The sequence below is a fragment of the Sphingomonas panacisoli genome (assembly GCF_007859635.1).
Classification (GTDB): domain Bacteria; phylum Pseudomonadota; class Alphaproteobacteria; order Sphingomonadales; family Sphingomonadaceae; genus Sphingomonas; species Sphingomonas panacisoli.
Genome location: NZ_CP042306.1, coordinates 583,028 through 608,590, shown reverse-complemented (window position 1 = coordinate 608,590; position 25,563 = coordinate 583,028). Strand labels below are relative to the sequence as shown.

Annotated in this window: 26 protein-coding genes and 1 tRNA gene; 15 read left to right on the top strand and 12 right to left on the bottom strand. The window is 65.8% G+C overall.

Translation table 11 applies throughout. The features are described from left to right. Window positions 1-13: 13 nt before the first annotated feature. From FPZ24_RS03070 to FPZ24_RS03060, 3 genes are all read left to right on the top strand, one after another. Window positions 14-394 carry a hypothetical protein gene (locus FPZ24_RS03070; protein WP_205012858.1) on the top strand — a complete coding sequence of 127 codons (381 nt, stop codon included), beginning with the start codon at window positions 14-16 and terminating at the stop codon, window positions 392-394. A 55-nt stretch (window positions 395-449) separates the two neighbouring features. Then, a complete protein-coding gene (locus tag FPZ24_RS03065) occupies window positions 450-1,631 on the top strand; it encodes an aromatic ring-hydroxylating oxygenase subunit alpha (RefSeq protein WP_146569663.1) in 1,182 nt (393 codons plus the stop codon). Between the two features lie 109 nt (window positions 1,632-1,740). Next, window positions 1,741-3,336 carry a phytoene desaturase family protein gene (locus FPZ24_RS03060; RefSeq protein WP_146569662.1) on the top strand — a complete coding sequence of 532 codons (1,596 nt, stop codon included), beginning with the start codon at window positions 1,741-1,743 and terminating at the stop codon, window positions 3,334-3,336. On the opposite strand, the gene FPZ24_RS03055 is transcribed toward FPZ24_RS03060, so the two are convergent. Next, window positions 3,313-4,590, bottom strand: a complete 1,278-nt coding sequence (locus tag FPZ24_RS03055) for an APC family permease (protein ID WP_186729017.1) — start codon at window positions 4,588-4,590, stop codon at window positions 3,313-3,315. The genes FPZ24_RS03060 and FPZ24_RS03055 overlap by 24 nt on opposite strands. A gap of 79 nt (window positions 4,591-4,669) precedes the next feature. Between FPZ24_RS03055 and FPZ24_RS03050 the strand changes: the two genes are divergently transcribed. From FPZ24_RS03050 to FPZ24_RS03035, 4 genes are read left to right on the top strand one after another with little or no spacing between them, the layout of a single operon-like run. Further along, window positions 4,670-5,737, top strand: a complete 1,068-nt coding sequence (locus tag FPZ24_RS03050) for an AI-2E family transporter (protein ID WP_146569660.1) — start codon at window positions 4,670-4,672, stop codon at window positions 5,735-5,737. 31 nt (window positions 5,738-5,768) lie between these two features. Then, window positions 5,769-7,202 carry an NAD-dependent succinate-semialdehyde dehydrogenase gene (locus tag FPZ24_RS03045; RefSeq protein ID WP_146569659.1) on the top strand — a complete coding sequence of 478 codons (1,434 nt, stop codon included), beginning with the start codon at window positions 5,769-5,771 and terminating at the stop codon, window positions 7,200-7,202. Continuing rightward, window positions 7,199-8,848 carry a thiamine pyrophosphate-binding protein gene (locus FPZ24_RS03040; protein WP_146569658.1) on the top strand — a complete coding sequence of 550 codons (1,650 nt, stop codon included), beginning with the start codon at window positions 7,199-7,201 and terminating at the stop codon, window positions 8,846-8,848. Before FPZ24_RS03045 ends, FPZ24_RS03040 begins: the two co-directional genes overlap by 4 nt. A 1-nt stretch (window position 8,849) precedes the next feature. Further along, entirely contained in the window at window positions 8,850-9,425 is a 576-nt protein-coding gene (locus FPZ24_RS03035; protein WP_205012857.1) for a GNAT family N-acetyltransferase, read from the top strand. 94 nt (window positions 9,426-9,519) lie between these two features. On the opposite strand, the gene FPZ24_RS03030 is transcribed toward FPZ24_RS03035, so the two are convergent. The 3 genes from FPZ24_RS03030 to FPZ24_RS03020 form a co-directional block, all read right to left on the bottom strand. Then, window positions 9,520-9,593 (bottom strand) — tRNA-Gly (locus tag FPZ24_RS03030). Window positions 9,594-9,639: 46 nt separating this feature from the next. Beyond that, window positions 9,640-10,026 (bottom strand): hypothetical protein, encoded by a 387-nt coding sequence (locus FPZ24_RS03025; protein ID WP_146569657.1) that lies wholly within the window; start codon window positions 10,024-10,026, stop codon window positions 9,640-9,642. 39 nt (window positions 10,027-10,065) lie between these two features. Beyond that, the gene (locus FPZ24_RS03020; protein ID WP_146569656.1) at window positions 10,066-10,821 is read right to left on the bottom strand and encodes a competence/damage-inducible protein A; all 756 of its coding nucleotides are present in this window, start codon (window positions 10,819-10,821) and stop codon (window positions 10,066-10,068) included. A 65-nt stretch (window positions 10,822-10,886) separates the two neighbouring features. Here FPZ24_RS03020 and map point away from each other — a divergent pair, with 65 nt between their 5' ends. Then, entirely contained in the window at window positions 10,887-11,699 is an 813-nt protein-coding gene (map, locus tag FPZ24_RS03015; RefSeq protein ID WP_146569655.1) for a type I methionyl aminopeptidase, read from the top strand. A gap of 212 nt (window positions 11,700-11,911) precedes the next feature. Here map and FPZ24_RS03010 read toward each other — a convergent pair whose 3' ends face one another. Together FPZ24_RS03010 and FPZ24_RS03005 are read right to left on the bottom strand one after the other, a co-directional pair. Beyond that, the gene (locus FPZ24_RS03010; RefSeq protein WP_146569654.1) at window positions 11,912-12,259 is read right to left on the bottom strand and encodes a DUF2200 domain-containing protein; all 348 of its coding nucleotides are present in this window, start codon (window positions 12,257-12,259) and stop codon (window positions 11,912-11,914) included. Between the two features lie 6 nt (window positions 12,260-12,265). Continuing rightward, a complete protein-coding gene (locus FPZ24_RS03005; protein ID WP_146569653.1) occupies window positions 12,266-13,420 on the bottom strand; it encodes a sterol desaturase family protein in 1,155 nt (384 codons plus the stop codon). Window positions 13,421-13,548: 128 nt separating this feature from the next. On the opposite strand from FPZ24_RS03005, the gene FPZ24_RS03000 reads away from it, so the two are divergent. From FPZ24_RS03000 to glnA, 3 genes are all read left to right on the top strand, one after another. Then, the gene (locus FPZ24_RS03000) at window positions 13,549-14,058 is read left to right on the top strand and encodes a MarR family winged helix-turn-helix transcriptional regulator (protein WP_146569652.1); all 510 of its coding nucleotides are present in this window, start codon (window positions 13,549-13,551) and stop codon (window positions 14,056-14,058) included. Window positions 14,059-14,167: 109 nt separating this feature from the next. Then, entirely contained in the window at window positions 14,168-14,506 is a 339-nt protein-coding gene (locus FPZ24_RS02995; RefSeq protein WP_146569651.1) for a P-II family nitrogen regulator, read from the top strand. Window positions 14,507-14,592: 86 nt separating this feature from the next. Further along, a complete protein-coding gene (gene glnA / locus FPZ24_RS02990; protein ID WP_146569650.1) occupies window positions 14,593-16,005 on the top strand; it encodes a type I glutamate--ammonia ligase in 1,413 nt (470 codons plus the stop codon). Window positions 16,006-16,081: 76 nt separating this feature from the next. Here the strand turns inward: glnA and FPZ24_RS17025 are convergent, their stop codons facing one another. Further along, a complete protein-coding gene (locus FPZ24_RS17025; RefSeq protein WP_186729015.1) occupies window positions 16,082-16,564 on the bottom strand; it encodes a hypothetical protein in 483 nt (160 codons plus the stop codon). Between the two features lie 171 nt (window positions 16,565-16,735). On the opposite strand from FPZ24_RS17025, the gene FPZ24_RS02985 reads away from it, so the two are divergent. Continuing rightward, window positions 16,736-18,238 (top strand): PQQ-dependent sugar dehydrogenase, encoded by a 1,503-nt coding sequence (locus tag FPZ24_RS02985; RefSeq protein WP_186729013.1) that lies wholly within the window; start codon window positions 16,736-16,738, stop codon window positions 18,236-18,238. Here FPZ24_RS02985 and FPZ24_RS02980 read toward each other — a convergent pair whose 3' ends face one another. Beyond that, the gene (locus tag FPZ24_RS02980) at window positions 18,239-18,544 is read right to left on the bottom strand and encodes a hypothetical protein (RefSeq protein ID WP_146569648.1); all 306 of its coding nucleotides are present in this window, start codon (window positions 18,542-18,544) and stop codon (window positions 18,239-18,241) included. Window positions 18,545-18,611: 67 nt separating this feature from the next. Between FPZ24_RS02980 and FPZ24_RS02975 the strand changes: the two genes are divergently transcribed. Together FPZ24_RS02975 and FPZ24_RS02970 are read left to right on the top strand one after the other, a co-directional pair. After that, window positions 18,612-19,214: a flavodoxin family protein gene (locus FPZ24_RS02975; protein WP_146569647.1), complete on the top strand. Its 603-nt coding sequence runs from the start codon at window positions 18,612-18,614 to the stop codon at window positions 19,212-19,214. Window positions 19,215-19,363: 149 nt separating this feature from the next. Further along, the gene (locus tag FPZ24_RS02970; protein WP_146569646.1) at window positions 19,364-20,176 is read left to right on the top strand and encodes a hypothetical protein; all 813 of its coding nucleotides are present in this window, start codon (window positions 19,364-19,366) and stop codon (window positions 20,174-20,176) included. 131 nt (window positions 20,177-20,307) lie between these two features. On the opposite strand, the gene FPZ24_RS02965 is transcribed toward FPZ24_RS02970, so the two are convergent. Further along, window positions 20,308-21,279 carry a quinone oxidoreductase family protein gene (locus tag FPZ24_RS02965; protein WP_146569645.1) on the bottom strand — a complete coding sequence of 324 codons (972 nt, stop codon included), beginning with the start codon at window positions 21,277-21,279 and terminating at the stop codon, window positions 20,308-20,310. 121 nt (window positions 21,280-21,400) lie between these two features. Between FPZ24_RS02965 and FPZ24_RS02960 the strand changes: the two genes are divergently transcribed. Beyond that, window positions 21,401-22,825 (top strand): aldehyde dehydrogenase family protein, encoded by a 1,425-nt coding sequence (locus FPZ24_RS02960; protein WP_146569644.1) that lies wholly within the window; start codon window positions 21,401-21,403, stop codon window positions 22,823-22,825. 147 nt (window positions 22,826-22,972) lie between these two features. Here the strand turns inward: FPZ24_RS02960 and FPZ24_RS17020 are convergent, their stop codons facing one another. Genes FPZ24_RS17020 through FPZ24_RS02950 form a run of 3 tightly spaced genes read right to left on the bottom strand, consistent with a single transcriptional unit; the run spans window position 22,973 to window position 25,502 of the window. Continuing rightward, window positions 22,973-23,116, bottom strand: coding sequence for a hypothetical protein (locus tag FPZ24_RS17020; RefSeq protein WP_186729011.1), 144 nt, complete (start codon window positions 23,114-23,116; stop codon window positions 22,973-22,975). A 25-nt stretch (window positions 23,117-23,141) separates the two neighbouring features. Then, the gene (locus tag FPZ24_RS02955) at window positions 23,142-23,696 is read right to left on the bottom strand and encodes a hypothetical protein (RefSeq protein ID WP_146569643.1); all 555 of its coding nucleotides are present in this window, start codon (window positions 23,694-23,696) and stop codon (window positions 23,142-23,144) included. 30 nt (window positions 23,697-23,726) lie between these two features. Then, a complete protein-coding gene (locus tag FPZ24_RS02950) occupies window positions 23,727-25,502 on the bottom strand; it encodes an SLC13 family permease (protein WP_146569642.1) in 1,776 nt (591 codons plus the stop codon). Window positions 25,503-25,563 lie beyond the last annotated feature (61 nt).

The window sequence follows — 25,563 nt, the reverse complement described above, 5'->3', positions numbered from 1 at the left end:
GGGTATGTCTTCTGTGCGTCACATGATCGGATCGCCGCTTATGTATATGGAGCAGCAACAGCCCGGGTCAGCCACGGCCGCACATGCCGTCGTGCAACCGCTTGGTGGCCATGTCTCGTACAAGGCAAGCGTCTCGGCCACCGCGGACGAGGTACAGGAATTGGCGTCCTCGGGCGCGAGCGCCAAGCGCATCGAGGAACGCCTGGCTCTGCTCGATTTTTGCGCGACCGGTCGCAAATCGCGGGGTTGCGGCACGCTCGCGCAGCAAATCCGTCTGTGGTTCGACTCATGCGAACATGCCCGCGCAAGCTCGCTGTCGCGCGGCGCCATTGCCCAGCACATCACGGCGGCCGTGCTCAGGTGCCAGGACCAGCGGACGGCGCTGCCGGTCTAGCGACCCACTTTTCGTCACTCTACGTTTCCGCCGCGACCTCTGCTAGGCACGGCACATGGCCCGCCGTTTTGCCGATATCGAGGATTTGGATCCCGACGCCGACTGGAGCTTGCCCGGCTGGCTCTACACCGATGCCGAGTATTTCGGGGTCGAGACGGAACGCGTGATCCGTCCGTCGTGGCAGATCGTGTGCCACGACAGCCAGATCGCCCGACCAGGCGATTTCCACACGATCGATTATCTCGGCGAGAGCGTCGTCGTCATCCGTGGCGACGACGGCCAGGTGCGCGGCTTCAGCAACGTCTGCCGCCACCGTGCGATGCGGCTGGTCGAAGGGCCGGCGGGATGCGCGAAGAAGCTCGTCTGTCCGTACCACGCCTGGACCTATGCGAGCGACGGGCGGCTGACCGGGGTACCGATGAAGGGCGACTATCCGGCGTTGCGGCTGGAGGACAATGGCCTGGCGCCGGTCGATGTCGAGATCTGGCGCGGGTTCGTCTTTGTCCGGCTGGAGGGCGACGGGCCATCGGTTTCCGCGATGATGGCGCCGTACGATCACGAGATCGCGCCGTATCGGTTCGAGGACATGCGCTGCATCAGCCCGGTTCGCCTGCGCGATCGCGCGGTCAACTGGAAGAATGTCGGCGACAATTATTCGGACAACCTCCACATTCCGGTCGCGCATGACGGGCTCACGCGGCTGTTCGGCAAATCCTATGCGATCGAAGCGCAGCCATGGGTCGACAAAATGTCGGGGCAGATCGTCGATCGCATCTCCGATAATCCGTGGGAGCGCTTCTACCAGAAGCACCTGCCGCGGGTGGATCATCTGCCCGACGCGAACCAGCGGCTGTGGCTCTATTACAAACTCTGGCCGAACATGGCGTTCGACCTCTACGCGGATCAGATCGATTTCATGCAGTGGCTGCCGACCGGCCCGACGACGTGCGTGCTGCGCGAGATGGCGTTCGCGTTGCCCGATGATCGCCGCGAGATGAAGCTGGTGCGCTACGCCAATTGGCGGATCAACCGCGTGGTCAATGCCGAGGACACCTGGCTGATCGAGCGCGTCCAGCAGGGCATGGCCAGCCGCAGTTACACCGCCGGCCCGATCGGGGCGAGCGAGGTGTGCCTGCGCAGCTTCGCCAAGAAGATCCGCGGCCTGATTCCCGAAGCGCGCCAGCACCGTGCCCCCGCGTCGGGCTGGAGCCGCCGACCCCGGCCGATCGATCCCTGATTGCCGTCACCCTGAACTTGTTTCAGGGTCCACCGCACCATCAGCTACGTCGTCGCATGTTGCGCGGTGGATGCTGAAACAAGTTCAGCATGACGGAAGAATGAGAGCGATGACCACCAGATACGACGCGCTGATCATCGGTGGTGGGCATAATGGTTTGGTTTGCGCATTCTACCTCGCGCGCGCGGGCCTGAAGGTCCGCATCCTCGAACGCCGCGACATTATCGGCGGCGCGGCGGTAACCGAGGAATTCGCGCCCGGCTTCCGCAATTCGACCGCGAGCTACACCGTCAGCCTGTTGCGGCCCAAGGTGATCGCCGACATGCGGCTCCACGAGCGCGGCTGGCGGATCGTCGAGCGGACGATCAGCAACTTTTTCCCGCACGAAGACGGCTATCTGAAGCTCGGCGGCGGCACGGCGCGAACGCAGGCCGAGTTTGCGCGCTTTTCGCAGAAGGATGCCGATACCTTCCCGCGCTACGAGGAAGCATTAGAGCGCGTCGCCGAGGTGCTGCGCGACATGGCGCTCAAGACGCCGCCCAATGCCGGCGGTGGATTGCGCGCGCTGCTCGCCGCAGCCGTCCAGGGCAAGCGGCTCGCGGGGATGAACCTCGAAGCGCAGCGCGATGTGATGGACCTGTTCGTCAAGTCGGCGCGCGACTTTCTGGAGGGTTGGTACCAGAACGAGTTCATCCAGGCCGCATTCGGGTTCGATGCGGTGGTCGGCAATTACGCCAGCCCCGACACGCCGGGCTCCGCCTATGTCCTGCTCCACCACGTGTTTGGGGAGATCAACGGCAAGAAAGGCATGTGGGGCCATAGCGTCGGCGGCATGGGCGCCATCACCCGCTACATGGCCGAAGCGTGCGCCGAGATGGGGGTCGAGATCAGCCTGGAGGCGCGGGTCGCTAAGGTGCTGGTCGATGGCGGCAAGGCGGTCGGGGTGCGGCTCGAGAGCGGCGAGGAGATCGCGGCCACTACCGTCATCGCCAATGCCGGGCCGGCGCTCGTGTTCCGCCAGTTGGTCGACCGCGCCGATCTGCCCGCCGACTTCGCCCACCGCATCGACCGCTTCAAGACCGGGTCGGGCACGTTCCGCATGAACGTCGCGCTCAGCGAATTGCCCGACTTCACGGTGCTGCCGGGCAAGGAAAAGGCCGAACACCACACCGCCGGGATCATCATCGCGCCGACGCTCGATTACATGGATCACGCCTACACCGACGCGAAGGCGAACGGCTGGTCGAAGCAACCGATCGTCGAGATGAAGATCCCGAGCACGGTCGACGACAGCCTAGCTCCGTCGGGCCAGCATGTCGCCAGCCTGTTCTGTCAGCAGTTCGATCCGGCGGTCGACTGGGATGCGCACCGCGAAACGGTAGCCGACCTGATCATCGACACCGTCACGCATCACGCGCCCAATTTCAAATCCGCGGTGATCGCGCGCCAGATCCACTCACCCCTCGACCTCGAGCGCAAGTTCGGGCTGATCGGCGGGGATATCTTCCACGGCCATATGAGCCTCGACCAACTCTGGGCCGCGCGGCCGATGCTCGGCCACGGCGATTACCGTAGCCCGATCAAGGGGCTTTATATGTGCGGCTCCGGCACGCATCCCGGCGGCGGCGTCACCGGCGCGCCGGGCCACAACGCCGCGCACGAGATTTTGCGTGACCGCAGCCTATTCGGCCGTTTGTTCGGCTAGCCCGCGCTTCGGCCGGACCAGGTAAAGCGGGATTGCCGTCGCCATCAGCGCGAAGCTCCACGCGAACGCCTTCTCGCCCGCACCGACGAACGCGACGATCGAAAAGGCCAGTCCGACGGCCGCCGTCGGCACCGCGATACGATGCTTGATCGCGGCGACCGCGAGCGCCGCGTAGAGCCACAGCGTCGAACAGGTGGCGAGCGTCGCGACGAAGACGAATACGTTGCCGAGCGACGCGCTGGCGTTGGACAGGACAAGCAGGCTGGCCAGCGCCGACGACACAACCAGCACGCGCACCGGCACGTCGCGCGCCGACACCTTGCCGAACCACCCGGGCAGCAATCCCGCGCGCGCCATGCCGAGCGGCACCTCGCCCTGGATCAGCACCCAGCCGTTAAGCGCGCCGATCGCGGCGATCGCCGCGAACGCAGCGATCGCCAGCGCCGGCCCTGCACTCCAGAACGTCGAGACGAGCAGTTCGAACGGCGCGCCCGACGCGGCGAGCTTCGTCGCCGGCAGGGTCAGGAAGGCAATGCTGACGAGCAGGTACAGCAATCCGGTGCCGGCCGTCCCCGCCATCGACGCGCGCATGACGTTCCTTGCCGGATCGCGCACGCGTTCGGCGGCGACGCCCGCCGCTTCGAACCCGACCAGCGGAAACAGCGTCAGGGTGATCGCGCTCGCGATGCCGCCGACCGCTAATCCGCCGGCCGGGAGCGAAGCGCTGCCCGATATCAGCCCGCCAGCCGCGAGCACTATCACCGTCAGCAGCGGCACCAGCTTCAGAACCGTCGTCACCACCTGGAACCGTCCCGCCGCCTTCGCGCCGCCGAGATTCAGCAAGGTCAGCAGCCAGATCAGCGCGACCGCGGTGAGCGCGCCGTTGAGCGGTGTGGCGCGGATCCACGGCACGAACGATCCGAGATAGCTCGTCGCGGCGATCGCGATGCCGGCATTGGCCGACCACACCGACACCCAATAGCTCCATCCGACCAGCACCCCGGGCAATTCGCCGAGTGCCGCGCCGGTGACCGCCACCGCGCCGCTCGCGTGGGGCATCGCCTGGGCAAGGCGCGACATCGTAAAAGCCAGCGACACGGCGCCGAGGATGCTGATCGCCCACGCCGCGACCGCGGTCCAGCCGAACGGCGCGAGCCCGACCGGCATCAGAAAGATACCCGACCCGATCATCCCGCCGACGACCAAGGCCGTCGCCATCCAGAACCCAAACGGGCGCGTTTCGACTGTGTCCATGTCCGTGCTCCCCCAGCCCCAGCGCATCACAGCACGTTCCGCTGTTGCGCGCCAGCGCCGTGCGCGGCACCATGACGCCATGCCCAGCCCGACCCCCGATGCCCGCCGCGGCATTATCGCCCGCGCCACGCTGATCGCCTTACTCGTCGCGCTCGGGCTGTGGATCGTCGCCGGTTTCCTGCCCGCCCTGATCTGGGCGGTCGTGATCGCCGTCGCGATCGATCCGTTGGTCGATCGTGCCGAAGCACGCTTTCCCACGACATCGCGCAGCCTGATCGCCCTACTCTTCACGCTCGCCTTCGCGCTGATCGTGCTCGTCCCGATCGGATTCGGGATCGCGCAGGGCGCGCGCGAGGCACACGACATTATCGGCTGGATCGCCCAGGCGCGACACGACGGGGTACCGCCGCCGGCGTGGATCGCGGCCTTGCCGTTCGGCAGCAGCGAGCTAACCAATTGGTGGCGCGACCATTTCGCCGATCCGGTCGCGGCGACCGCCTATCTCGACGGGCTCAACCACACGCTGATCGCGACCAACGGCACGCTGATCGGCAAGGGGATCGCGCATCGTTCGGTGATCTTCGGCTTCACGCTGTTGGCCTTGTTCTTCCTGGTCCGCGACCGCGACGCGATCGTCGCACAATGCCGCCGCGCGAGCGAGAAGATGCTCGGCCCGACCGGCGAGCGGATCGGACATCAGGCATTGCTGTCGGTGCGCGGGACGATCGATGGGCTGGTGTTGGTCGGGCTCGGCGTCGGCGTGGTGATGACGGTGGTCTATTTCGTGCTCGGCGTGCCGCACCCGGTCCTGCTCGGCGTGTTCACCGCGCTGGCGGCGATGATCCCGTTCGGCCCGGTCGTCGCCTTCGTCATCGCCGCGTTGCTGTTGCTCGCGCAAGGATCGGTCGGCGGCGCCATCGCGGTCGCCGTGATCGGTTTCGGCGTCGAGTTCGTCGCCGGCCATTTCGTCCGCCCGCTGTTGATCGGGGGCGCGACCAAACTGCCGTTCTTGTGGGTGCTGATCGGCATTCTGGGCGGAGTAGAGACGCTGGGGCTGCTCGGGCTGTTCGTCGGTCCCGCGACGATGGCGGTGCTGGTGATGCTGTGGCGCGAACTGGTCGAGAGCGACGCCACGCCGGTGGCTTGAACCGCGCGCCAAGGGGCGTAGAGGACGCGGCATGACGGACTATCCTGCACAGCTCGGCCTCTACATCGACGGCGAATGGATCAGCGGCGGCGGGCGCGACACGCACCGGCTGCTCAACCCCGCGACCGGTGAAGGCCAGGCCGATCTGCCGCTGGCGACGATCGCCGATCTCGACCGCGCGCTGGCCGCGGCGGAGCGCGGGTTCGCCGAATGGCGCAAGGTCGCACCGGAAGCGCGCGCGGTCATCCTCAACCGGGCGGCGGCGCTGATCCGCGAGCGTGCCGAACACATCGCGCGCGTCGCGACGATGGAACAGGGCAAGCCGTTCGCCGAGGCCAAGGGCGAAGTGCTCGCTTCGGCCGGGCTGATCGAGTTCCACGCCGCCGAGGGCCAGCGCGTCTATGGCCGCGTCCTGATGCGCCCGCCAGGGATGCGCAGCATGGTGCTGCACCAGCCGGTCGGCCCGGTCGCGGCATTCTGCGCGTGGAATTTCCCGGCGCTCAACGTCGTGCGCAAGGTGGCACCGGCGATCGCGGCAGGCTGCTCGATTATCCTCAAGCCGAGCGAGGAGACGCCGGGCAGCGCGGTCGAGGTGATGCGCTGTTTCCAGGACGCCGGGCTGCCCGGCAACATCGCGCAGATCGTGTTCGGCGTGCCCGACCAGATTTCGCGCCATCTGCTCGCGTCGCCGGTGACCAAAAAGCTGAGCTTCACCGGCTCGGTGCCGGTCGGCAAGGCGCTGATGAAGCTCGCCGCAGACAGCGTGATGCGGATGACGATGGAGTTGGGCGGGCACTCGCCGGTGCTGGTGTTCGACGATTGCGATCTGCAGAAGACGCTGGATACGTTGGTCGCGCACAAGTTCAGGAATGCGGGACAGGTCTGCGTGTCGCCGACACGCTTCCACGTGCAGCAGGGAATTTACGACCGCTTCGTCGAGGGGTTCGCCGAACGGACGAAGAAGATGAGCATCGGCAACGGTCTGGATGCCGCGAGCAATATGGGTCCGATGGCGAACTCGCGGCGGCCTGACGCCATCGCCGCGATGGTCGAGGATGCGCGGAGCATCGGCGCGCGCGTGCTGGCGGGCGGTGGGCCGGGCGACGGCGGCGGTTTCTTCTACCAGCCGACCGTGATCGCCGACGTGCCGCTGGAGGCAAAGGCAATGAACGACGAGCCGTTCGGCCCGGTCGCACTAATCCGCCCGTTCGCGACCGACGAAGACGCCGTCGCCGAAGCCAACCGCCTGCCCTACGGCCTCGCCGCCTATTGCTTCACCGAGAACGGGCGACGCCAAAACATGCTGAGCGAGACGGTCGAAGCCGGGATGATAGCGATCAACCAGGTCCGCCTGACCTGGCCCGACGCGCCGTTCGGCGGGGTCAAGGAATCGGGCTTCGGGTCGGAGGACGGCCCCGAAGGCGTCGCCGCGCACATGATCACGAAGGCAGTCCATATCGCATGACCCAGCGCACCGCCGCCCGCATCCTGGTCGATCAACTCGTCGCGCAAGGCGTCGATCGCGCGACGTGCGTGCCGGGCGAAAGCTACCTGCAAGTCCTCGACGCGCTGATCGGATCGGGGATCGACCTGCTGACCTGCCGGGCCGAAGGTGGCGCGGCGATGATGGCGGAGGCGTACGGCAAGCTGACCGGGCGGCCCGGCATCTGCTTCGTGACGCGCGGGCCGGGCGCGACCAATGCCTCGCCGGGGCTGCACATCGCGATGCAGGATTCGACCCCGATGATCCTTTTCGTCGGCCAGATCGAGCGCGGCATGCGCGACCGCGAGGCGTTCCAGGAACTCGATTACCGCGCGACCTTCGGCGCGCTGGCAAAATGGGTGGTCGAGATCGACGATGCCGATCGCATCCCCGAAATCGTCGCGCGCGCGTTCCGGGTCGCGATGCAGGGGCGTCCGGGCCCGGTCGTGATCGCGCTGCCCGAGGACATGCTCGATGACACCGCCGACGTCGCGGATGCGCCTCGGGTCGAGCCGGTCGATGCGGTTCCTGCGCAGGCGGACATCGACACACTCGGCGAACTCCTCGCCGGTGCAAGCAACCCGGTCGCGATCGTCGGCGGTTCGCGCTGGACCCCCGACGCACGCGACGCGATGGTCGCCTTCGCACATGCGCAGGCCCTACCCGTCGCCGCGCAGTTCCGCCGCGCACCGCTGTTCCCGGCGACCGACGACCATTTCATCGGCGACCTTGGCCTGGCGCCCAACCCCAGGCTGATCGAGCGGATCAAGGCGGCCGACCTGATCGTGCTGATCGGCGGGCGGATGTCGGAGATCGCGTCGCAATCCTACACGCTGCTCGGCATTCCGAACCCGGGGCAGAAGCTGGTCCATGTCCATCCCGACCCGATGGAACTCGGCCGCGTCTATCAGCCGACGCTGGCGATCAACGCGACGCCGGGTGCCTTTCTGGAGGCGGCGTCGCGGCTTGCCGCACGCGCTGGCGACGTCGCCACGGCCCGCGCCGATTACCTTTCCTGGTCCAACACGCCGCCAGCAGTTCCCGGCGACTTCCAGTATGGCGACGTCATGACGTGGCTGCGCGATCGCCTCCCGCCCGATGCGGTCATCTGCAACGGCGCGGGCAATTTCGCGAGCTGGATCCACCGTTACTACCGCTTCCGCGACTTCGGCACGCAGTTGGCGCCGACCAGTGGGTCGATGGGTTACGGCCTCCCCGCCGGCGTCATGGCCAAGCGCCAGAAGCCCGACAGCATCGTCCTGACGCTGGCCGGCGACGGCGACTTCCTGATGAACGGCCAAGAGTTCGCGACCGCGGTGCACCACGACATCCCGCTGATCGTCGCGGTGATCGACAACGGCATCTACGGCACGATCCGCATGCATCAGGAGCGGACCTTCCCCGGCCGGATTTCCGCGACCAAGCTGACCAACCCCGATTTCGCCGCGCTCGCTCGCGCCTATGGCGGACATGGCGAGACGGTATCGACCACCGCCGAATTCGCCCCGGCGTTCGAGCGCGCGGTGGCGAGCGGCAAGCCGGCGATCCTGCACTGCCTGCTCGACCCGCAAGCGATCACGCCGACCGCGACGCTCGACGGCATCAGGGCGGCGGCGGAGAAGCGCTAAGGTGGGTGCGACGCTCACCGCGCAACGGCTGTCGAACGCGCACGTCACGCTCGAACCGACCGAAGAGCGCCACCGCGCGGCGCTGGCGGCGGCGGGTGCCGACCCGGCGATCTGGACGCTTCAGCCGTTCAACATCGCCGAAGGGTTCGACGCCTATTTCGACTGGCTGGTCGGCGAACGCGATGCCGGGCGGTGGATTCCGCACGTCGTGATCGATCCGCAGGGCGTGGTGGTCGGACAGAGTTGCTACCTCGACATCCGCGCGCCGCAATGCGGGGTGGAGATCGGGGGTACGTGGTATGCGCGGGCGGCGCAGGGGACGAAGATCAACCCCGCCGCGAAACTGCTGTTGCTCGATCATGCGTTCGCCAGCGGTATGGTGCGCGTGCAGCTCAAGACCGACGTGCGCAACGAGCGGTCGCAGGCGGCGATGCGCAAGCTCGGCGCGACGTACGAAGGGACGTTCCGCAAGCAGCAGCCGCGCCCGGACGGGTCGTGGCGGGATTCAGTGTATTTCTCGATCATCGACGACGATTGGCCGGAGATTCGCGCGCGATTGATCGAGCGGCTGGCGTAGCGGCGTGGCAAAGCCATGCCGTCGACCAGCGCTTTGCGCTGCCGGCCGAGCTTTCACTTGTCACGAATTAGCGCAGCTAATCCGCTGCGAAAGCTGGAGCGGGTGAAGGGAATCGAACCCTCGTCGTAAGCTTGGAAGGCTTCTGCTCTACCATTGAGCTACACCCGCGCCGCCGGCGGCGTCTAACCGCGCCGAGAGGCATGCGCAAGCGGTGCTACTTTGTCCCTACCGGCAGAACCGTTGTCCCCTTAGGCATCCGCCGCTTCGTCTGGGGCACGCCGCTGACCGTGAAGATCGCGTTGGGCTGTAGCGTGATGTAATATTCGCCGTCATCCTCGCAGGTCACGAGCCAGACCGGCCGGTTGTTGTCGCGCGGCTTGGTTTCCACCTTCACGATCTGCGCGCATTCATAGTCGGCGTCGTAGATCGCGCGGAAGAAAGCGGTCTTGCGCTGCCCGTCGTTGAGCGCGTCGATCTTGGCTTCCATCGGATCGACCGACGCCCCCGGTGTCGGCGCGGCGCCATTGCCGCCGGTCGTGCCGCCACCGCCGCATCCCGCCAGCATCGCGCCGAGCGCCACTATCGCCAGTCCAGTTCGCATCGTCGCTCTCCTCCTCGATCCGAACGCACGGATCGCCAATCAGATGCCGTCGCTCACGACCGTCCGGCCATCCGCCTCCAACCGCGCGGTCAGGTCGGCGATCGTCGCATCGACCAGCGCCGCATCGGGACTGCGCACGACGAAGTTCGCGCCGGTGCGGCCCTCGCGGAAGAAGGGGTACGACCCGATCGCGACGCCTTCGTGCGCGCGTTCGGTGTCGCCCAGCAGTTGCGCGACTTCACTCTCCGCCACCCAGCAACCGATCGTGCGGCTGACCACCGGTTGCCCGCCTTCAAGCGTTCCGGTTAGCGCATCGAGCATTCCCGCGGTGATGTGCGGCACGCCCGCCATGATGAAGATGTTGCCGATCCTGATCCCCGGCGCGCCCGACACGCGATTCTCGATCAGGTCCGCACCATCGGGGACCCGCGCCATCCGCAGACGTGCCTCGGTCGTGCCGCCGCGCGTCGCGTAGTAGCGCTCCAGCACCGCCACCGCCTTGGGGTGATGCACCACACCGACCCCCAGCGCCGCCGCGATCGCATCAACCGTGATGTCGTCGTGCGTCGGGCCGATCCCGCCGGTCGTGAACAGGTAATCGTTGCGCGCGCGCAGCGCATTGACCGCCTCGACGATCGCCGCTTCGACGTCGGGGACGACGCGCACTTCGGCCAATCGAATGCCCTGGACATTGAGCCACGCGGCGATCTGCGCGACGTTCTTATCCTGCGTGCGGCCCGACAGGATCTCGTCGCCGATCACGACCAACGCCGCTGTCCAGATGCGCTCGCTCATGCAGACACCGATAGCCTCGCAAAATCGCGCCGTCACCGCTATATGGCGCTCCATGACCGAAATACATGACCGTTACCAGCGACCAGCACCTCGAACGCACCGGCGCGATCAAGCTCTACGGCCCCGACGCGTTTGTCGGCATGCGCAAGGCCGGCCAGCTCGCCGCCGCGACGCTCGACATGCTCGTGCCGCATGTCGTGCCGGGCGCGAGCACCGGCGATCTCGACGACATGATCCGCAACTTCATGGTCGCGGGCGGCGCGGTGCCGGCGACGCTCGGCTATCGCGGCTACACGCATTCGAGCTGCATCTCGATCAACCACGTCGTGTGCCACGGCATTCCCGGCGAGCGCACGCTGAAGGACGGCGACATCGTCAATATCGACGTGACCCCGCTGCTCGACGGGTGGCACGGCGACACCAGCCGGATGTTCCTGGTCGGCGACGTGCCGATCAAGGCACGGCGGCTGGTCGATGTGACCTACGAATGCCTGATGCTCGGGATCGAGCAGGCCAGGCCCGGCAACACGATGGGCGACGTCGCGCACGCGATCCAGCGGCATGCCGAGGCGCATCGCTACGGCGTGGTGCGCGATTTCTGCGGCCACGGTGTCGGCCGCCTGTTCCACGACGCGCCCGAAGTCGTCCATGTCGGCCGCCCTGGGACCGGGCCGGAGCTCAAGCCGGGGATGATCTTCACGATCGAGCCGATGATCAACATCGGCAAGCCCGACGTGAAGCTGCTCGACGACGGCTGGACCGCCGTCACGCGCGACCGCTCGCTATCGGCGCAGTTCGAGCATTCGATCGGTATTACCGAGGACGGGTGCGAGATCTTTACCGGGTCGCCGGCGGGGTTCGATCGCCCTCCCTATTGAGCGTGTCTGCCTGCTAAGGTCACACTCGGGTCACACCAGCGACGGCGCTGCGACCTGCGCGTGTTCCTGCGGACGCAGGAACCCAGGATAGCGCGCACGAAACGGCCCTGGGCTCCTGCTTTCGCAGGAGCACGATGACAGGAGACGGACGATATCAAAGAGCCTGGCAAGGCTGTCAGGCGAAATCCTACATTGCAAGGATTGATCGCCGCCTATGCGCGCAGGATCTTTGCCATCGGTCTCCCCTTGGCAAGTTCGTCGACGAGTTTGTCCATGTAGCGAATTTCGCGCATCAGCGGGTCCTCGATCGCCTCGATCCGCACGCCGCAGATCGTGCCGGTGATCGCCGATCGCGCCGGGTTGAGGGAGGGTGCGCGGGCGAAGAAATCCTCGAACGTCGTTTTGTCCGCCAGCTCTTTCGCCAGCGACGCTGGGCTGTGACCGGTCAGCCAGCAGATGACCTCATCGACCTCGGCCTGGGTGCGGCCCTTCTTCTCGGCCTTGGCGACGTAGTGGACGTACACGCTCGCCACGCTCATCCCGTAAATACGGTGCGCCATCGCCGTTCACTCCCCCTTCGCCGCCTCGGCCGCCTTCTGGCGTCGTACGAACGGGTATGCCAACTGCTTCCAATACCCGTTCGGCACCTTTTCCGGCACGCCATAGCCGCTCGGCCATTTCCCCTTCGGGAAGTAGAACGTCCCGAACAATTTGTCCCACAGCGGAAAGTGGATCGCGAAATTGACGTCGATCGCTTCCTTCTCGATGCCGTGGTGCCAGTGGTGGAAGCGTGGGGTCACCATGACGTGGCCGAAGCGGTCGAAATCGCCCTTCAGGTTGGCGTGAACCAGCCCCGAATAGACGTACACCAGCGCGACATAGGCCTGCATCACTGAGGGCAGGAAGCCGAAGGTCAGGAGTGGCAGCGAGGTCACGCCGCGTAGCAGGATGATCTCGACGAAGTGCATCCGCGCCCCCGCCAGCCAGTCCATCGCCTTCGCCGAATGGTGGACCGCGTGAAAGCCCCACAGGAACGGCACGCGGTGGAACGCGCGGTGAAACCAATATTGCGCGAGGTCGGTCAGGATCATCGCCTCGACGAACTGCAACAGCCAGGGCTGGCCGCCGATCGCGGCGCGAATGCCGGCCAGGCTGCCGGTATTGGCATTGATGATGCTCGACGGCGCCAACGCGAGATAGGTGAAGACCTGCACCAGCATCGAGCTGATCAGATAATAGAACAGATCCTCGCGCCATTCGGTGCGGAACAATCTCTGATCGCGATTGTGCGGCCAGAACCGCTCGATCGGCGCGAAGATCAGCCCCGCCGCGATCAGGTTCACGACGAAGAAATCGACTCCGAAGAAGATGCCCCAATCGTGCGTTTCGCGTGGGCTAACGTTGGCGCCGCCGAGCAACGCCGCAGCCATCCCGATCACGAGTGCGGTGAAACCGATCGCTTTCCGCCGGCGCAGCAACAGGCTGAGCAGAGCCAGCGCGTAGCTCGCGAGCAAGACGAAATGGACGACCGGGCGGAACCAGCTGGTCTTCTCGGCCGACGCCAGTTCGGGCATCGAGAACCAGTCGGGGTAACGCAACGCGACAACCAGTCCGAACCCGGCGCAGGCCAGCAACAGACCGAAGAAGCCGGCAAACCAGCCGCTGCCGAATCGCCGCGCCGATACCGGCGCCTCCAGGTCGTCGATGAATTGCTGCAGCATGCGCCCGTCCCCTCTACAGACGAGGTCACGCTATCATGTCGGTGGAATCCGCGCCACCGCACCGCGTCTGTTTTAGCGTAAGCGCTGATACATTGGCGGCGCCCGCGGGAGGTGTTAGCGCTGGCGATATGACCCCTCCCCATACCGCCGCCAGTTTCGGCGCCGCGCTGCGCCGATTGATCGACCACCTCGATTCCGCGCTCGAGCAAGCGTATCGCGAGGACGGGCTGGATTTCCGCCCGCGCTATACGCCGGTGGTCCGCGCGCTGATGGACGACGGCCCCCAGACGCTCACGATGCTCGCCGAGCGGATCGGCGTGTCGCACTCGGCGACCAGCCAGACCGTGTCGCAGATGAAGCTGGCCGGGCTCGTCGTCGTGACCCCGGGCGAGGACGATGCCCGCCAGCGCGTGGTCGCGCTCAGCCGACTGGCCAAGGCGATGCAGCCGCGGCTGGAGGAGCATTGGCGCGCCGCGCGCGTCGCGACCGCCGCGCTCGATACCGAAACCGGCGGGGTGCTGGTCGAGGTGATCAACCGCGCCAATGCGGCGCTCGCCCGGCGATCGATGGGCGACCGGCTCGCCGATGTCCGCCGCCCCACTGCTTCGCGAACGAGCAATCGAACGCCTGCTGCCTAATTGCTGGGCATTTGCTAAGGCTTTCCGCGACTCCTGCGCGGCCCCGCCCCTCGTGCGGGGAAGCTGGCATGTTTCGTGTAAAGGCGCGGGCTACGGGCGAGGGATTTTTGTGAAAAAGATCGAAGCGATCATCAAGCCGTTCAAGCTGGACGAAGTGAAGGAAGCACTGCACGAGGTCGGCGTCAGCGGCATCACCGTGACCGAGGCAAAGGGGTTCGGCCGGCAGAAGGGCCATACCGAACTGTATCGCGGGGCCGAATATGTCGTCGATTTCCTGCCCAAGGTGAAGCTGGAAGTCGTGGTCGAGGACGCGCTGGCCGAACGCGTGGTCGAGGCGATCGCGACCGCCGCGCAGACCGGGCGGATCGGCGACGGCAAGATCTTCGTCATCCCGGTCGAAACGGTGCTCCGCATCCGCACCGGCGAGCGCGACGAAGCGGCGATTTAGAGAATTCCGTCGCCCCGGCGGAGGCCGGGGCCGCTTAACAACGCAGAGACCCCGGCCTTCGCCGGGGTGACGAAAAAGGAAGAAACATGGCGACGTCGGCGAACGATATCCTGAAGCGGATCAAGGACGAGGAGATCGAGTGGGTCGACCTGCGCTTCACCGATCCCAAGGGCAAGTGGCAGCATCTGACCATGGTGTCAGGCGTGGTCGGCGAGGACGAGCTGACCGACGGCTTCATGTTCGACGGGTCGTCGATCGAAGGCTGGAAGGCGATCAACGAGTCGGACATGATCCTGAAGCCGGATCTGGACGCGGTCTATGTCGATCCGTTCTCGGCGACGCCGATGCTGATCCTGGTGTGCGACATCGTCGAGCCGTCGACCGGCGAACTCTATGCCCGCGACCCGCGCTCGACCGCCAAGCGCGCCGAGGCGTATCTGAAGACGACGGGCATCGGCGACACCGTCTATATCGGGCCGGAAGCCGAATTCTTCATGTTCGACAACGTCCAGTTCGACACCAGCTACAACCAGTCGTTTTACAAGATCGACGATATCGAGCTGCCGACCAACACCGGCACCAGCTATGACGGCGGCAATCTGGGCCATCGCCCGCGCGCCAAGGGCGGGTATTTCCCGGTTGCGCCGGTCGACAGCGCGATCGACATTCGCGGCGAGATGGTCTCGACCATGCTCGAAATGGGCCTGCCCTGCGACAAGCATCACCACGAAGTCGCCGCCGCGCAGCACGAGCTCGGCCTGACCTTCGGCACGCTGACGGTGACTGCCGACCGCATGCAGATCTACAAATATGTCGTGCACCAGGTAGCCCACGCCTATGGCAAGTCGGCGACCTTCATGCCCAAGCCGATCAAGGAAGATAACGGATCGGGCATGCACACCCATTTGTCGATCTGGAACGGCAAGGAGCCGTTGTTCGCCGGGAACGGCTATGCCGGTCTGTCGGATATGTGCCTGTACTTCATCGGCGGCATCATCAAGCATGCCAAGGCGCTGAACGCGTTCACCAACCCGACCACCAACAGCTACAAGCGGCTGGTGCCGGGCTACGAAGCGCCGGTGCTGCTGGCGTACAGCTCGCGTAACCGCTCGGCATCGTGCCGCATCCCGTACGGCACCGGCGCCAAGGCGAAGCGCGTCGAGGTCCGCTTCCCCGACGCGATGGCGAACCCGTATCTGTGCTACGCGGCATTGTTCATGGCCGGCCTGGACGGCATCCAGAACCGGCTCCACCCCGGCGACGCGATGGACAAGAACCTCTACGATCTGCCCCCGGCCGAACTCGCCGAAGTGCCGACCGTGTGCGGTTCGTTGCGCGAAGCACTCGACAGCCTGGAAGCCGATATGGACTTCCTGCTGAAGGGCGACGTGTTCTCGAAGGACCAGATCGAGGCGTATATCGAGATCAAGCGCGCCGACGTCGCGCGGTTCGAGATGACGCCGAGCCCGGTCGAATTCGATATGTACTATTCGGCCTGAGCGCTGGCGGCCGCCGACAAATAAAACGGGCGTCCGGAGCAATCCGGGCGCCCCTTTTCGTCCCTGTCGTTGCCGGTCAGAGCCGATGGCGAAGCGCGAACTTATACCCTTCGTACATCGCGATGCCGAGAAACAGGATGTCCATCACATCCGCCGCCGCCATGAACAGCGACACGCTGCCATCCATGCCGAGCCGGCCGATCGTTTCCGCGAACGACAGATTTTCCAGCTTCGCGAGCATTGCGATATCGGCAAGCAACGTTCCGAGTGCCCACCCCAAGGCTGCGCACACGGCGCCGAGAATGCCGAACTTCTGATCGACCCCCTTGCCGGCGGCGCGAACGGCGTAACCGACCATCGCGCCGACCGCGATCGCCATCAGGCCCAGCGCATAGCCGCTGACATAGACGACCACGGCCCACAGCACCGCGCCCGCGATCGCCGCGACGATCCCCGCGGGTATCGCCAACGCGAAATTCTGTTGGCTGCGCAGCAACGCAATTACATCGTCGTGGCTCATCTCGTCGACTTCGGGAGCGTCTATCGTCGTATCGGTCATTGGATTCCCCCCTGGTTGATCAGCGACCCCAACGTGCTGTCTCGGGCATGGTACAGCGTTGCTTTGAAAGGACAATCGATCCCTTTCGAATTACGCCGCAACATAATCCCGGTTCGGATGTTCAACCTAGTTGAACGATCGCCGCCCACGGCGACGCCAAGGGGAAGTCCGATGCGCCACCTGTCCTATCTCTCGCTGCCGTTGCTGCTGGTCATCGGCGGCTGCGGCGATGGCGGGAGCGGCGGCGGCGGGTCGAGCCCGACGCCCACCCCGACGCCTGCGAACACGGCGCCGACCTTCACCTCGGCGGCCACGGCAAGCGTCGCTGAAAATGCCGCGCTCAGCTATCAGGCGGCGGCGACCGATGCCGAGGGCAATGCGCTGACCTATTCGATTTCGGGCGGCGCCGACGCGGCCAAGTTCACGCTCAGCGGCACCGGCGCGCTGACGTTCAATACCGCGCCCAACTTCGACCTGCCGGGCGATGCCGACGGCAACAACGTCTACGAAGTCCAGCTGCGCGTCAGCGACGGCAGCTTGTCTTCGACGCTCGACTTGCGCGTGACCGTGACCAACAGTCGCGAGGGCATCACTGTGCGCCGCGTGGCCAGCGGGCTGAACCAGCCGATGATGCTGGCGCCCATCCCCGGCGACAATGCGACGATGTTCCTGATCGAGCGCGGCGGCGCGGTCTATCGCCTGACGACGGCGACAGGCGCGAAGACGCTCGTGACAACCGTGCCTGGCGTGACGACCGATGGCGAACGCGGTTTGCTCGGCATCGCGGCGCGGCCGGACTTCGCGACGAGCGGCGGGTTCGTCGTCTACGCGACCGACAGCGCCGGCACGATCCGGATCATCCAGTATACGGTCAACCCGACGAGCTTCGCGGTCACCGGCTCCACCACGTTGCTGACGGTGCCGCATCCCACCAACACCAACCACAATGGCGGCTGGCTCGCGTTCGGGCCCGACGGTCTCCTATACATCGCTACCGGCGACGGCGGCGGTGCGGGCGATCCCGCGGGCAATGCGCAGAACACCAATTCGCGGCTCGGCAAGATCCTGCGCGTCGCGGTCAGCGCGACGGGCTTGGTCACCGTGCCGGCGGGCAATCCGTTCGCGGGCGGCGGCGGCGACGCGTACGTCTACGCGCTCGGCCTGCGCAATCCGTTCCGCAACAGCTTCGACGGCAACCGGCTGATCATCGGCGATGTCGGGCAGGACCGCACCGAGGAAATCGACTTACTCGGCATCACCGATCCCGGCCGCAACTTCGGCTGGAACTTCAAGGAAGGCACCGGCAGCTTCCAGGGCACCGCGCCCGCCGGCCTGACCGATCCGGTCAGCCAATACGGTCACGGCACCGGCGCGCGCCAGGGCAACGCGATCATCGGGGGAGTCGTCTATAATGGCCCGATCGCGTCGCTGAAGGGATCGTACGTCTTCGCCGACGAGGTCAGCGGCAATCTGTGGTCGGTACCCGCCGCGTCGCTGGTCGCCGGCTCGGTGCTCGCCTCGTCCGCCTATGAGCGCCGCAACGAGGATTTCGCGCCCGATGTGGGGACGATCAACCTGATCGTCGATTTCGCGACCGGGAATGACGGCACGATGTATGTCGTCGATCTCGACGGCGAAATCTTCGCGGTCGAGCCGTTCCTGGGCAGTATCTGATCAGCCGTTCTTCGCGCGCACCGCGCCGAAATGCAACGCGAGGTGGACGCCGATCGCGAGCCAGCCGAGCGCCGCGACCGCCGCGCCGATCCGGCAATCCACGGTCGGCAACCGCCACGCCGCGAGCGCAACGCCGCCGAACAGATTGGCCGATCCCCAAGCGAAATTGACGAGCGGCGGCGACTTGCCCCTCCCCCGCGGCTTGGCGAACGGAGTCGGAAACGGCTCGCCGCGCAACCCCGCCGCCAGATGCGGGATGCAGTTGCACAACAACGCGCCGGCTAGAAAGAGCATAACGTAGGTCATGTCGGCCTCCTCTCGCCGGATAGAACGCGCACCTGCTTCGTTCGCCTCCTGGACATAGGAGACCATCATGCCGCTCAAGGCCATCGCACTCAACTGCACGCTCAAGCCCTCGGGTGAATCCTCGACCGATGCGATGATCGCTGTGCTGAAGGACGCGTTCGCCAAGGCCGACGTCGAGCTCACCGAGACCGTCCGCGTCGCCGCGCTCGACATCAAGCCTGGCGTGACGAGCGACGAAGGAGACGGCGACGAATGGCCGGGATTGCGCACCAAAATACTGGCGCACGACATCCTGATCTTCGCCGGCCCGATCTGGATGGGTCAGGTCGGCAGCGTCGCCAAGCGCGTGATGGAGCGGATGGACGCGTTCCTCGACGAAACCGACGATCAGGGCCGCATGCCGAGCTATTCGAAGGTCGCGGTGGCGGCGATCGTCGGGAACGAGGACGGCGCGCATTTCTCCACCGCGCAAATCTTCCAGTCGCTCAACGATGTCGGCTGGACGATCCCGGCGGTGGGCGCGATCTATTGGGTCGGCGAAGCCTATGGCAGCGTCGATTTCAAAGACCTCGACAAGACGCCGAAGATGGTCGCCAAGACCGCGACGATGCTCGCGAACAATGCCGCGCATCTGGCGGGGCTGCTGAAGGACAAACCCTATCCTGGCTGATCGTCACCCCAGCGAAAGCTGGGGTCTCTGGCGAGGGCGCAAACGGCATGAGATTCCAGCTTTCGCTGGAACGACGTAAATCTACTTATGCGATGAACCGCACGATGCGGCATTGCAGCATGTGACGCACAGGCGTAGGCGGCGCGCCGATGCGTGCCGCGTTACATCGCTGGTTGCCCGACCGCCGACGCGCGACGTCGTTCGCGCTGGCGCTCGCGGTCGAATTGGCGTTGCTCGTCATCCTGGCGATCTTCGGACCGCGCGTGACGGTCACGCCAGAGGCGAAGCGACCCGACACCTTCACCCTGATCCCGCCCGACGACAGCGCGTCGACCGAGCCGGATCGCGCCAAGAAGGCCGACAATTCGCCCAAGCCGAAAAGCGCGTCGGCCCCGCCCGCCCCGTTACCGCCCGACGTCGCCCCGCCGCCGAAGACGCCGACCCCGCCGCTGCCCTTGCCGGGTGTCACGCCGCTCAACCTTGGCAATTTCGACATCAGCAAGATCAAGGGATCGGGTCAGGGTGATGCCGCGGGCGACGGCGAGGACAGCAAGCTCGCTTATGGCCCGGGGCTCGGCCCGGGCGGCATGCCGCTGTACCGTGCCGAATGGTATCGCGAGCCGACCAATGCCGAGATCAACGGCTATGTGAAGAACATGCCGCAAGGCGGCGGCTGGGCGATGATCGCGTGCAAGACGGTCGCGAACTATCATGTCGAGAACTGCCAATCGATCGGCGAGTCGCCGTTGGGATCGGGGCTGGGCCGCGACATGCGGCTCGCGGCATGGCAATTCCTCGTCCGCCCCCCGCGCCGCGGCGGCAAGCCGCTAGTCGGATCGTGGGTGAGCATCCGGATCGACTTCCACGTGACCGTGGCGAAGCGGCCGTCTGGCCCACGGATGCCATTTGCCGACGGGCCGAAGGTGGAGCCCGAGGATCCGGCCGACGCGGAGGCGCAGTGAGCCAGCTCCCCTCCCTAGAAGGGAGGGGTTAGGGGTGGGTGGAAGTATCGCAAATTGGCAAGGTGTGGGAGATCGTCGCGTCTCGTCAAGCCTCCACCCACCCCCGACCCCTCCCTTCCAGGGAGGGGAGATTACGGCAACAGCACGGTCGCCCCTTCGGTCGCCCCGGCCTCCAGCGCGTGGTGGGCATCGGCGGCGTCCTCCAGCGCGAAGGTCTGGCCGATTTCCGGCTTGATCGCGCCCTTGCGCAGCATCTCGAACACGCGGGCGAACCCGGCCTCACGGTCCTCGGGCGTGGCATAATAATGAAACATCGTCGGCCGCGTGACGAACAGGGAGCCGTGACTCGACAGCGTCCCGAGCGCGACCCCGGTCACCGGTCCGCTGGCGTTGCCGTAACTGACGATCAACCCGCGCTGCGCCGCGCTCGCCAGCGAGGCTTCCCACGTATCCTTGCCGACGCCGTCGAGGATGACGGGCACGCCCTTGCCGCCGGTAATGTCCTTCACCCGCGCGGCGATGTCGTCCTTCTTATACTCGATGACGTGATCCGCTCCCGCGCGGCGCGCACGCTCGGCCTTGTCGGGCGAGCCCACCGTGCCGATCACCGTAGCACCGATCGCCTTGAGCCAGCCGACCGCGAGATGCCCGACCCCGCCGGCGGCGGCATGGACGAGCACGGTCTGCCCCGCCTGTACCTTGGCGCAACGCTCGATCAGGAATTCGGTCGTGCCGCCCTTGAGCAGGATCGCGGCGGCGGTTTGGTCGTCCACATCTTCGGGTAGCGGAATCAGCGCCTCCGCAGGGACGTTCCGAGCGGTCGCGTAGCTGCCGATCGGGCCGAACGTGCCGACGCGATCGCCGACCTCGAACCCGGTAACGCCGGGACCGATCGCCTCAATCACGCCGGTCCCTTCGCCCCCCAGCCCGCTCGGCAGTTTGAGCGGGTAGAGCCCGGTACGCTGGTAGATTTCGATGAAGTTCAGCCCCACCGCGGTCGCCTTGATCCGGACCTCACCGGGACCGGGATCGGGCAAGTCGATATCGACCCACTTGATCACCTCCGGCCCGCCATGCTGCTCGATCCGTGCGACGCGTGCCATGTCCCGTTCTCCTGCTGCGATCGGCATCAACTGGGGAGTCGCGTTTCGGGTTGCAACCGATGTCGCCGCGCGCCATCTACGCTTCCACGTACCCGATATTCCAAAACGAGCGGAGGCGAGGATGAAGAGCTACCTGAAGCAGTATATCGACGGCGCGTGGGTCGATAGCGACGGCGGCAAGCGCCACGAGGTGATCGACCCGTCCACCGAACAACCGGTCAGCGAGATCACGCTCGGCTCCACGGCCGACGTCGACAAGGCCGTCGCCGCCGCGAAGAAGGCGTTCAAGACTTACAGCCAAACCTCGGTCGCCGACCGCGTCGCGTTGCTCGAGCGCATCATCGAGGAATATAAGGCGCGCATTCCCGACCTCGCCGCCGCAACTTCGGAGGAGATGGGCGCCCCGATCGGCTTCGCGAACATGGCTCAGGCGCCGGCGGGGCTCGGCTATTTCATCGGCACGCTCGCCGCGCTCAAGGAATTCAGCTTCTCCGAACAGGTCGGCAAGAACCGCGTCGTCCACGAACCGGTCGGCGTGGTCGGTATGATCACGCCATGGAACTGGCCGCTCAACCAGATCTGCGCGAAGGTCGCGCCGGCGCTGGCGGCGGGCAACACGATGGTGCTGAAGCCGTCGGAAGAAGCGCCGGGCTGCGCGGTGATATTGGCCGAAATTCTCGACAAGGCGGGCGTACCGGCGGGCGTATTCAACCTGGTCAACGGCGACGGGCCGGGCGTCGGCGCGGCGCTGTCGAGCCATAAGGACGTCGACATGGTGAGCTTTACCGGATCGACCCGCGCGGGCATCGCGGTCGCGCAGGCCGCCGCCGCGACGGTCAAACGCGTCCATCAGGAACTCGGCGGCAAGGCGCCCAACCTGGTGATCGAGGGCGCCGACCTCGCCACCGTCCTGCCGCCGACCGTGCAGGGCGTGCTGGCGAACAGCGGCCAGTCGTGCATCGCGCCGACCCGTATGTTGGTCCACAAGAGCCAGGTCGCCGACGCGACTGCCGTGGTGAAGGGCATCATGGAAGCGACGCAGGTTGATGCCGCGAGCGTCATGGGCGCGCATATCGGCCCGGTCGTCAACAAGGCGCAGTACGAGAAGATCCAGGGCCTGATCCAGTCGGCGATCGACGAGGGCGCGACGCTCGTCACCGGCGGCACCGGTCGTCCGGACGGGCGCAATGCGGGCTTCTTCGTCAAGCCGACCCTGCTCGCCGACGTAACGCCGGAGATGCGCATCTATCGCGAGGAGACGTTCGGCCCGGTCGCGACGATCACCAGCTACGACGATGCCGACCAGGCGGTCGAGATGGCGAACGACACCGATTACGGCCTGTCGGCGACGATCTCCGGCGACCCGGCGGAAGCGTCGAAGATCGCACCGAAGCTGCGCGCGGGGATGGTCACGATCAACGCCTGGAGCGGCGGCGGCGGGACGCCGTTCGGGGGCTATAAGCAGTCGGGCAACGGCCGCGAGGGCGGCAAGTACGGCCTGGCGGACTTCATGGAGTTGAAGGCGATCGTCGGGGAGCCGGCGTAGGAATGAGTTCCGGTCTGGTCGGCACCGCGAAAGATCAGCGCGTGTGCCGACCGGGTCTGGGGTCTTCGTTCTTTTTCAGCCGCTCCGGCTCGGGCGGGCGGGGCGGTTGTGGCGGCGCTGGAGCGGGTTTGTCCGGCGTATCTTCGCTCACGCCGAACGACGCGCCGGTTCGCGCTGCTCCCACACGCGCTTCAACGATGCGCCTTCCCAGACCACCTGATGCTTTGGCGGTTCGGGCTTGCGCTTTTCCGTTTCCCTCGCAGGCCGTTTTTTATCCTGCTCGCTTGCCATCAGTTACTCCTGGCGTCGAAGACCGTCACGAAAACGCTCCTGCGATTAATGTAGTGCCTTCGCACAAAAATGCGAGAAGGAATCCTGCCATAACGAATATCAGCACTTGGCTTCTCGCGAGTGCCTTCGCATTGTTATTTCGGCGGTTGTTCGCCGTCGCTTCCGCTAATTGACGAAGCATGAAGTCGCGGAGATCATTACGAACGGCGAGATCACGGCGCTCATCGCTCATTCGTCGAGACCGATAATATTCGGCTAGCTCCTCTGCGTATGTCAAAACTTGGTCCGGCGGAGGTGGATAGATGTATTCGCGCGGGCGTATCACGATCCAGAACCAATAACCCGAGATCGTAAAACACAGGATGGCGATGGCAAAAACCACCATGGCTGCGATCCACCAAGGCCGATCTGATATCTCCCACGCCGTCCGATAAACGGCTGGAAGCACGGCTATAGCCAAGCCGATTATTGCCGCGAAGAACGGCAGAGAACGCCATACCGCATCATCAGCATCGACCTCTCGTTTGAAGGCGTCAGCGATGATTCCCCCCAAGTACTCACTCGTTTCTGTGCCGCTCATCCACTGATCTTAGCGAACACCCCGCTAATCTCAATGCAGCGGCCAAACCCACAGGATCAGCGGCGTCCCTATCAAGACCACGAGCACCGATAACGGTGCCCCCAACCGTGCATAGTCGCTGAACTTGTAGCCGCCCGGCCCGAACACCAAAGTATTGCACTGGTGCCCGATCGGCGTGAGGAAATCGCACCCCGCGCCCATCGCGGTCGCGATCAGGAACGCCTCCGGCCGATAGCCCAAATCCTTCGCGAACACCGCGGCGATCGGGGCCATGACCAGCACCGTCGCGGCGTTGTTGAGGAACGGCGTCACCGCCATCGCCGCGACCAGGATCAGCGCGACGGCGCCCCATGCGGGCAACGTTGCCGCGACATGCGCGAGCTGCGTCGCCAGGATCTGCGACGCGCCGGTGGTGCGCAGCGTATCGGCGACCGGGATCAGCGATCCGAGCATGATCAGGATCGGCCATTCGACCGCGCCGTACGCCTCCGCCAGCGGCAGCGCGCCGCTCGCGATGATCAGCGCGGCCGCCGCGAAAAACGCGACCGCGACCGGCACGTACCCCGTCGCCGTCGCGATCATCGCCACCGCCAGAATCGCGACGGGCAACAAGCCCTTGCGCGAATTACCCAGTCGCAGCGTCCGCTCGGCAAGCGGCAATGCGCCGAGTTCGGGCAGCCGCTCCGGCAGCAAGGTCAGCGGACCCTGCAACACGATCACGTCGCCCGCGCGCAGGACCGTGCCGCCGAGGCTATGCGTCAGCCGCTCCCCGCCGCGCGACACGGCAATCAGGTTGATGCCGAACCGTTCCTGCAACCGCAAATTGCCTGCGGTGCGGCCGATGAGCGCCGAATTGGTGCCGATCACCGCTTCGATCACGCCGATTTCTTCGCCCTTGCGGTCCTCGGGAACCTCGCGCTCCTCGCCCGCCAACGCGAACTTGTTGGTGGAGATCACGCGTTCGAGCACGTCGGGTTCGCCGCCCAGGATCAGCGTGTCGCCTTCGCGCAGGGTCAGGTCGCCGCGCGGCATCGCGCGCATCCCGGCGCGCATGATGCTGGTGATGGTGACGTCGTCGTCGTGCCGTTTGACGAAATCGGCGATGGTCTCGTCGATGGCCGGCGATCCTTTCTCGATCGTCGCCTCGGTCACATAGCCCTTGATGTCGAGCGCATCGCCCATCGTCGGCGCCGCCCGCCGGTCGCGCGGCAACAGGCGATAGCCGAACCGCAGGAAGATCAGCCCCATCACCAGCAGCCCGAACCCGGTCGGGAAGTAATCGAACATCTTGAACGGCACGCCCGTCATGTCTTGGCGCACGCGGCTGACGATGATGTTGGGCGACGTGCCGACCAGCGTCATCAGCCCGCCGAGCAGCGACGCGAACGACATGGGCATCAGGAAGACCGACGGCGAGGCCTTGTTCTTCTTTGCCATCTGGAACGCGGCGGGCATCAGCATCGCGAGCGCACCGACATTCTTGACCAGCGCAGACGTCAGCCCGACCGACGCGGTCAGCACGAGCAGTTGCGAGCGGATCCGCGTCACGCGTTTCGACACGAACGCCAGCGCCTGTTCGATCAACCCCGATCGCTGCACCGCCGCCGAGATGACCAGCGCCGACCCGACGATGATGACGATGTCGTCGGCGAACCCGGTAAAGGCTTCCTTGGGATGGACGATGCCGAGCGCGAGCCCGGCGAGCAGCGCCAGCATCGCGGTCACGTCGTAGCGAAACTTACCCCAGATGAAGAACGCCATCATCACGAACAACAGCGCGATGGATAGTATCTGTGGGGTCGTCATTCAGCCTCGCGTCGCACGTTGCGGTACGGGCTAAACTCACGGGAGCGAAACAATCTCCCAG

Bases quoted from the DNA above. Each gene is read 5' to 3' on its own strand.
- FPZ24_RS03040 (WP_146569658.1), top strand. From the start codon at position 7,199: ATGACCCAGCGCACCGCCGCCCGCATCCTGGTCGATCAACTCGTCGCG.
- FPZ24_RS17020 (WP_186729011.1), bottom strand. From the start codon at position 23,116: ATGGCAAGCGAGCAGGATAAAAAACGGCCTGCGAGGGAAACGGAAAAG.
- FPZ24_RS03045 (WP_146569659.1), top strand. From the start codon at position 5,769: ATGACGGACTATCCTGCACAGCTCGGCCTCTACATCGACGGCGAATGG.
- FPZ24_RS03055 (WP_186729017.1), bottom strand. From the start codon at position 4,590: ATGGACACAGTCGAAACGCGCCCGTTTGGGTTCTGGATGGCGACGGCC.
- map (WP_146569655.1), top strand. From the start codon at position 10,887: ATGACCGTTACCAGCGACCAGCACCTCGAACGCACCGGCGCGATCAAG.
- FPZ24_RS02955 (WP_146569643.1), bottom strand. From the start codon at position 23,696: ATGAGCGGCACAGAAACGAGTGAGTACTTGGGGGGAATCATCGCTGAC.
- FPZ24_RS03050 (WP_146569660.1), top strand. From the start codon at position 4,670: ATGCCCAGCCCGACCCCCGATGCCCGCCGCGGCATTATCGCCCGCGCC.
- FPZ24_RS02965 (WP_146569645.1), bottom strand. From the start codon at position 21,279: ATGGCACGCGTCGCACGGATCGAGCAGCATGGCGGGCCGGAGGTGATC.
- FPZ24_RS02980 (WP_146569648.1), bottom strand. From the start codon at position 18,544: ATGACCTACGTTATGCTCTTTCTAGCCGGCGCGTTGTTGTGCAACTGC.
- FPZ24_RS03005 (WP_146569653.1), bottom strand. From the start codon at position 13,420: ATGCTGCAGCAATTCATCGACGACCTGGAGGCGCCGGTATCGGCGCGG.
- FPZ24_RS03010 (WP_146569654.1), bottom strand. From the start codon at position 12,259: ATGGCGCACCGTATTTACGGGATGAGCGTGGCGAGCGTGTACGTCCAC.
- FPZ24_RS03000 (WP_146569652.1), top strand. From the start codon at position 13,549: ATGACCCCTCCCCATACCGCCGCCAGTTTCGGCGCCGCGCTGCGCCGA.
- glnA (WP_146569650.1), top strand. From the start codon at position 14,593: ATGGCGACGTCGGCGAACGATATCCTGAAGCGGATCAAGGACGAGGAG.
- FPZ24_RS02985 (WP_186729013.1), top strand. From the start codon at position 16,736: ATGCGCCACCTGTCCTATCTCTCGCTGCCGTTGCTGCTGGTCATCGGC.
- FPZ24_RS02950 (WP_146569642.1), bottom strand. From the start codon at position 25,502: ATGACGACCCCACAGATACTATCCATCGCGCTGTTGTTCGTGATGATG.
- FPZ24_RS03065 (WP_146569663.1), top strand. From the start codon at position 450: ATGGCCCGCCGTTTTGCCGATATCGAGGATTTGGATCCCGACGCCGAC.
- FPZ24_RS03020 (WP_146569656.1), bottom strand. From the start codon at position 10,821: ATGAGCGAGCGCATCTGGACAGCGGCGTTGGTCGTGATCGGCGACGAG.
- FPZ24_RS02975 (WP_146569647.1), top strand. From the start codon at position 18,612: ATGCCGCTCAAGGCCATCGCACTCAACTGCACGCTCAAGCCCTCGGGT.
- FPZ24_RS03060 (WP_146569662.1), top strand. From the start codon at position 1,741: ATGACCACCAGATACGACGCGCTGATCATCGGTGGTGGGCATAATGGT.
- FPZ24_RS03025 (WP_146569657.1), bottom strand. From the start codon at position 10,026: ATGCGAACTGGACTGGCGATAGTGGCGCTCGGCGCGATGCTGGCGGGA.
- FPZ24_RS02960 (WP_146569644.1), top strand. From the start codon at position 21,401: ATGAAGAGCTACCTGAAGCAGTATATCGACGGCGCGTGGGTCGATAGC.
- FPZ24_RS02970 (WP_146569646.1), top strand. From the start codon at position 19,364: ATGCGTGCCGCGTTACATCGCTGGTTGCCCGACCGCCGACGCGCGACG.
- FPZ24_RS17025 (WP_186729015.1), bottom strand. From the start codon at position 16,564: ATGACCGATACGACGATAGACGCTCCCGAAGTCGACGAGATGAGCCAC.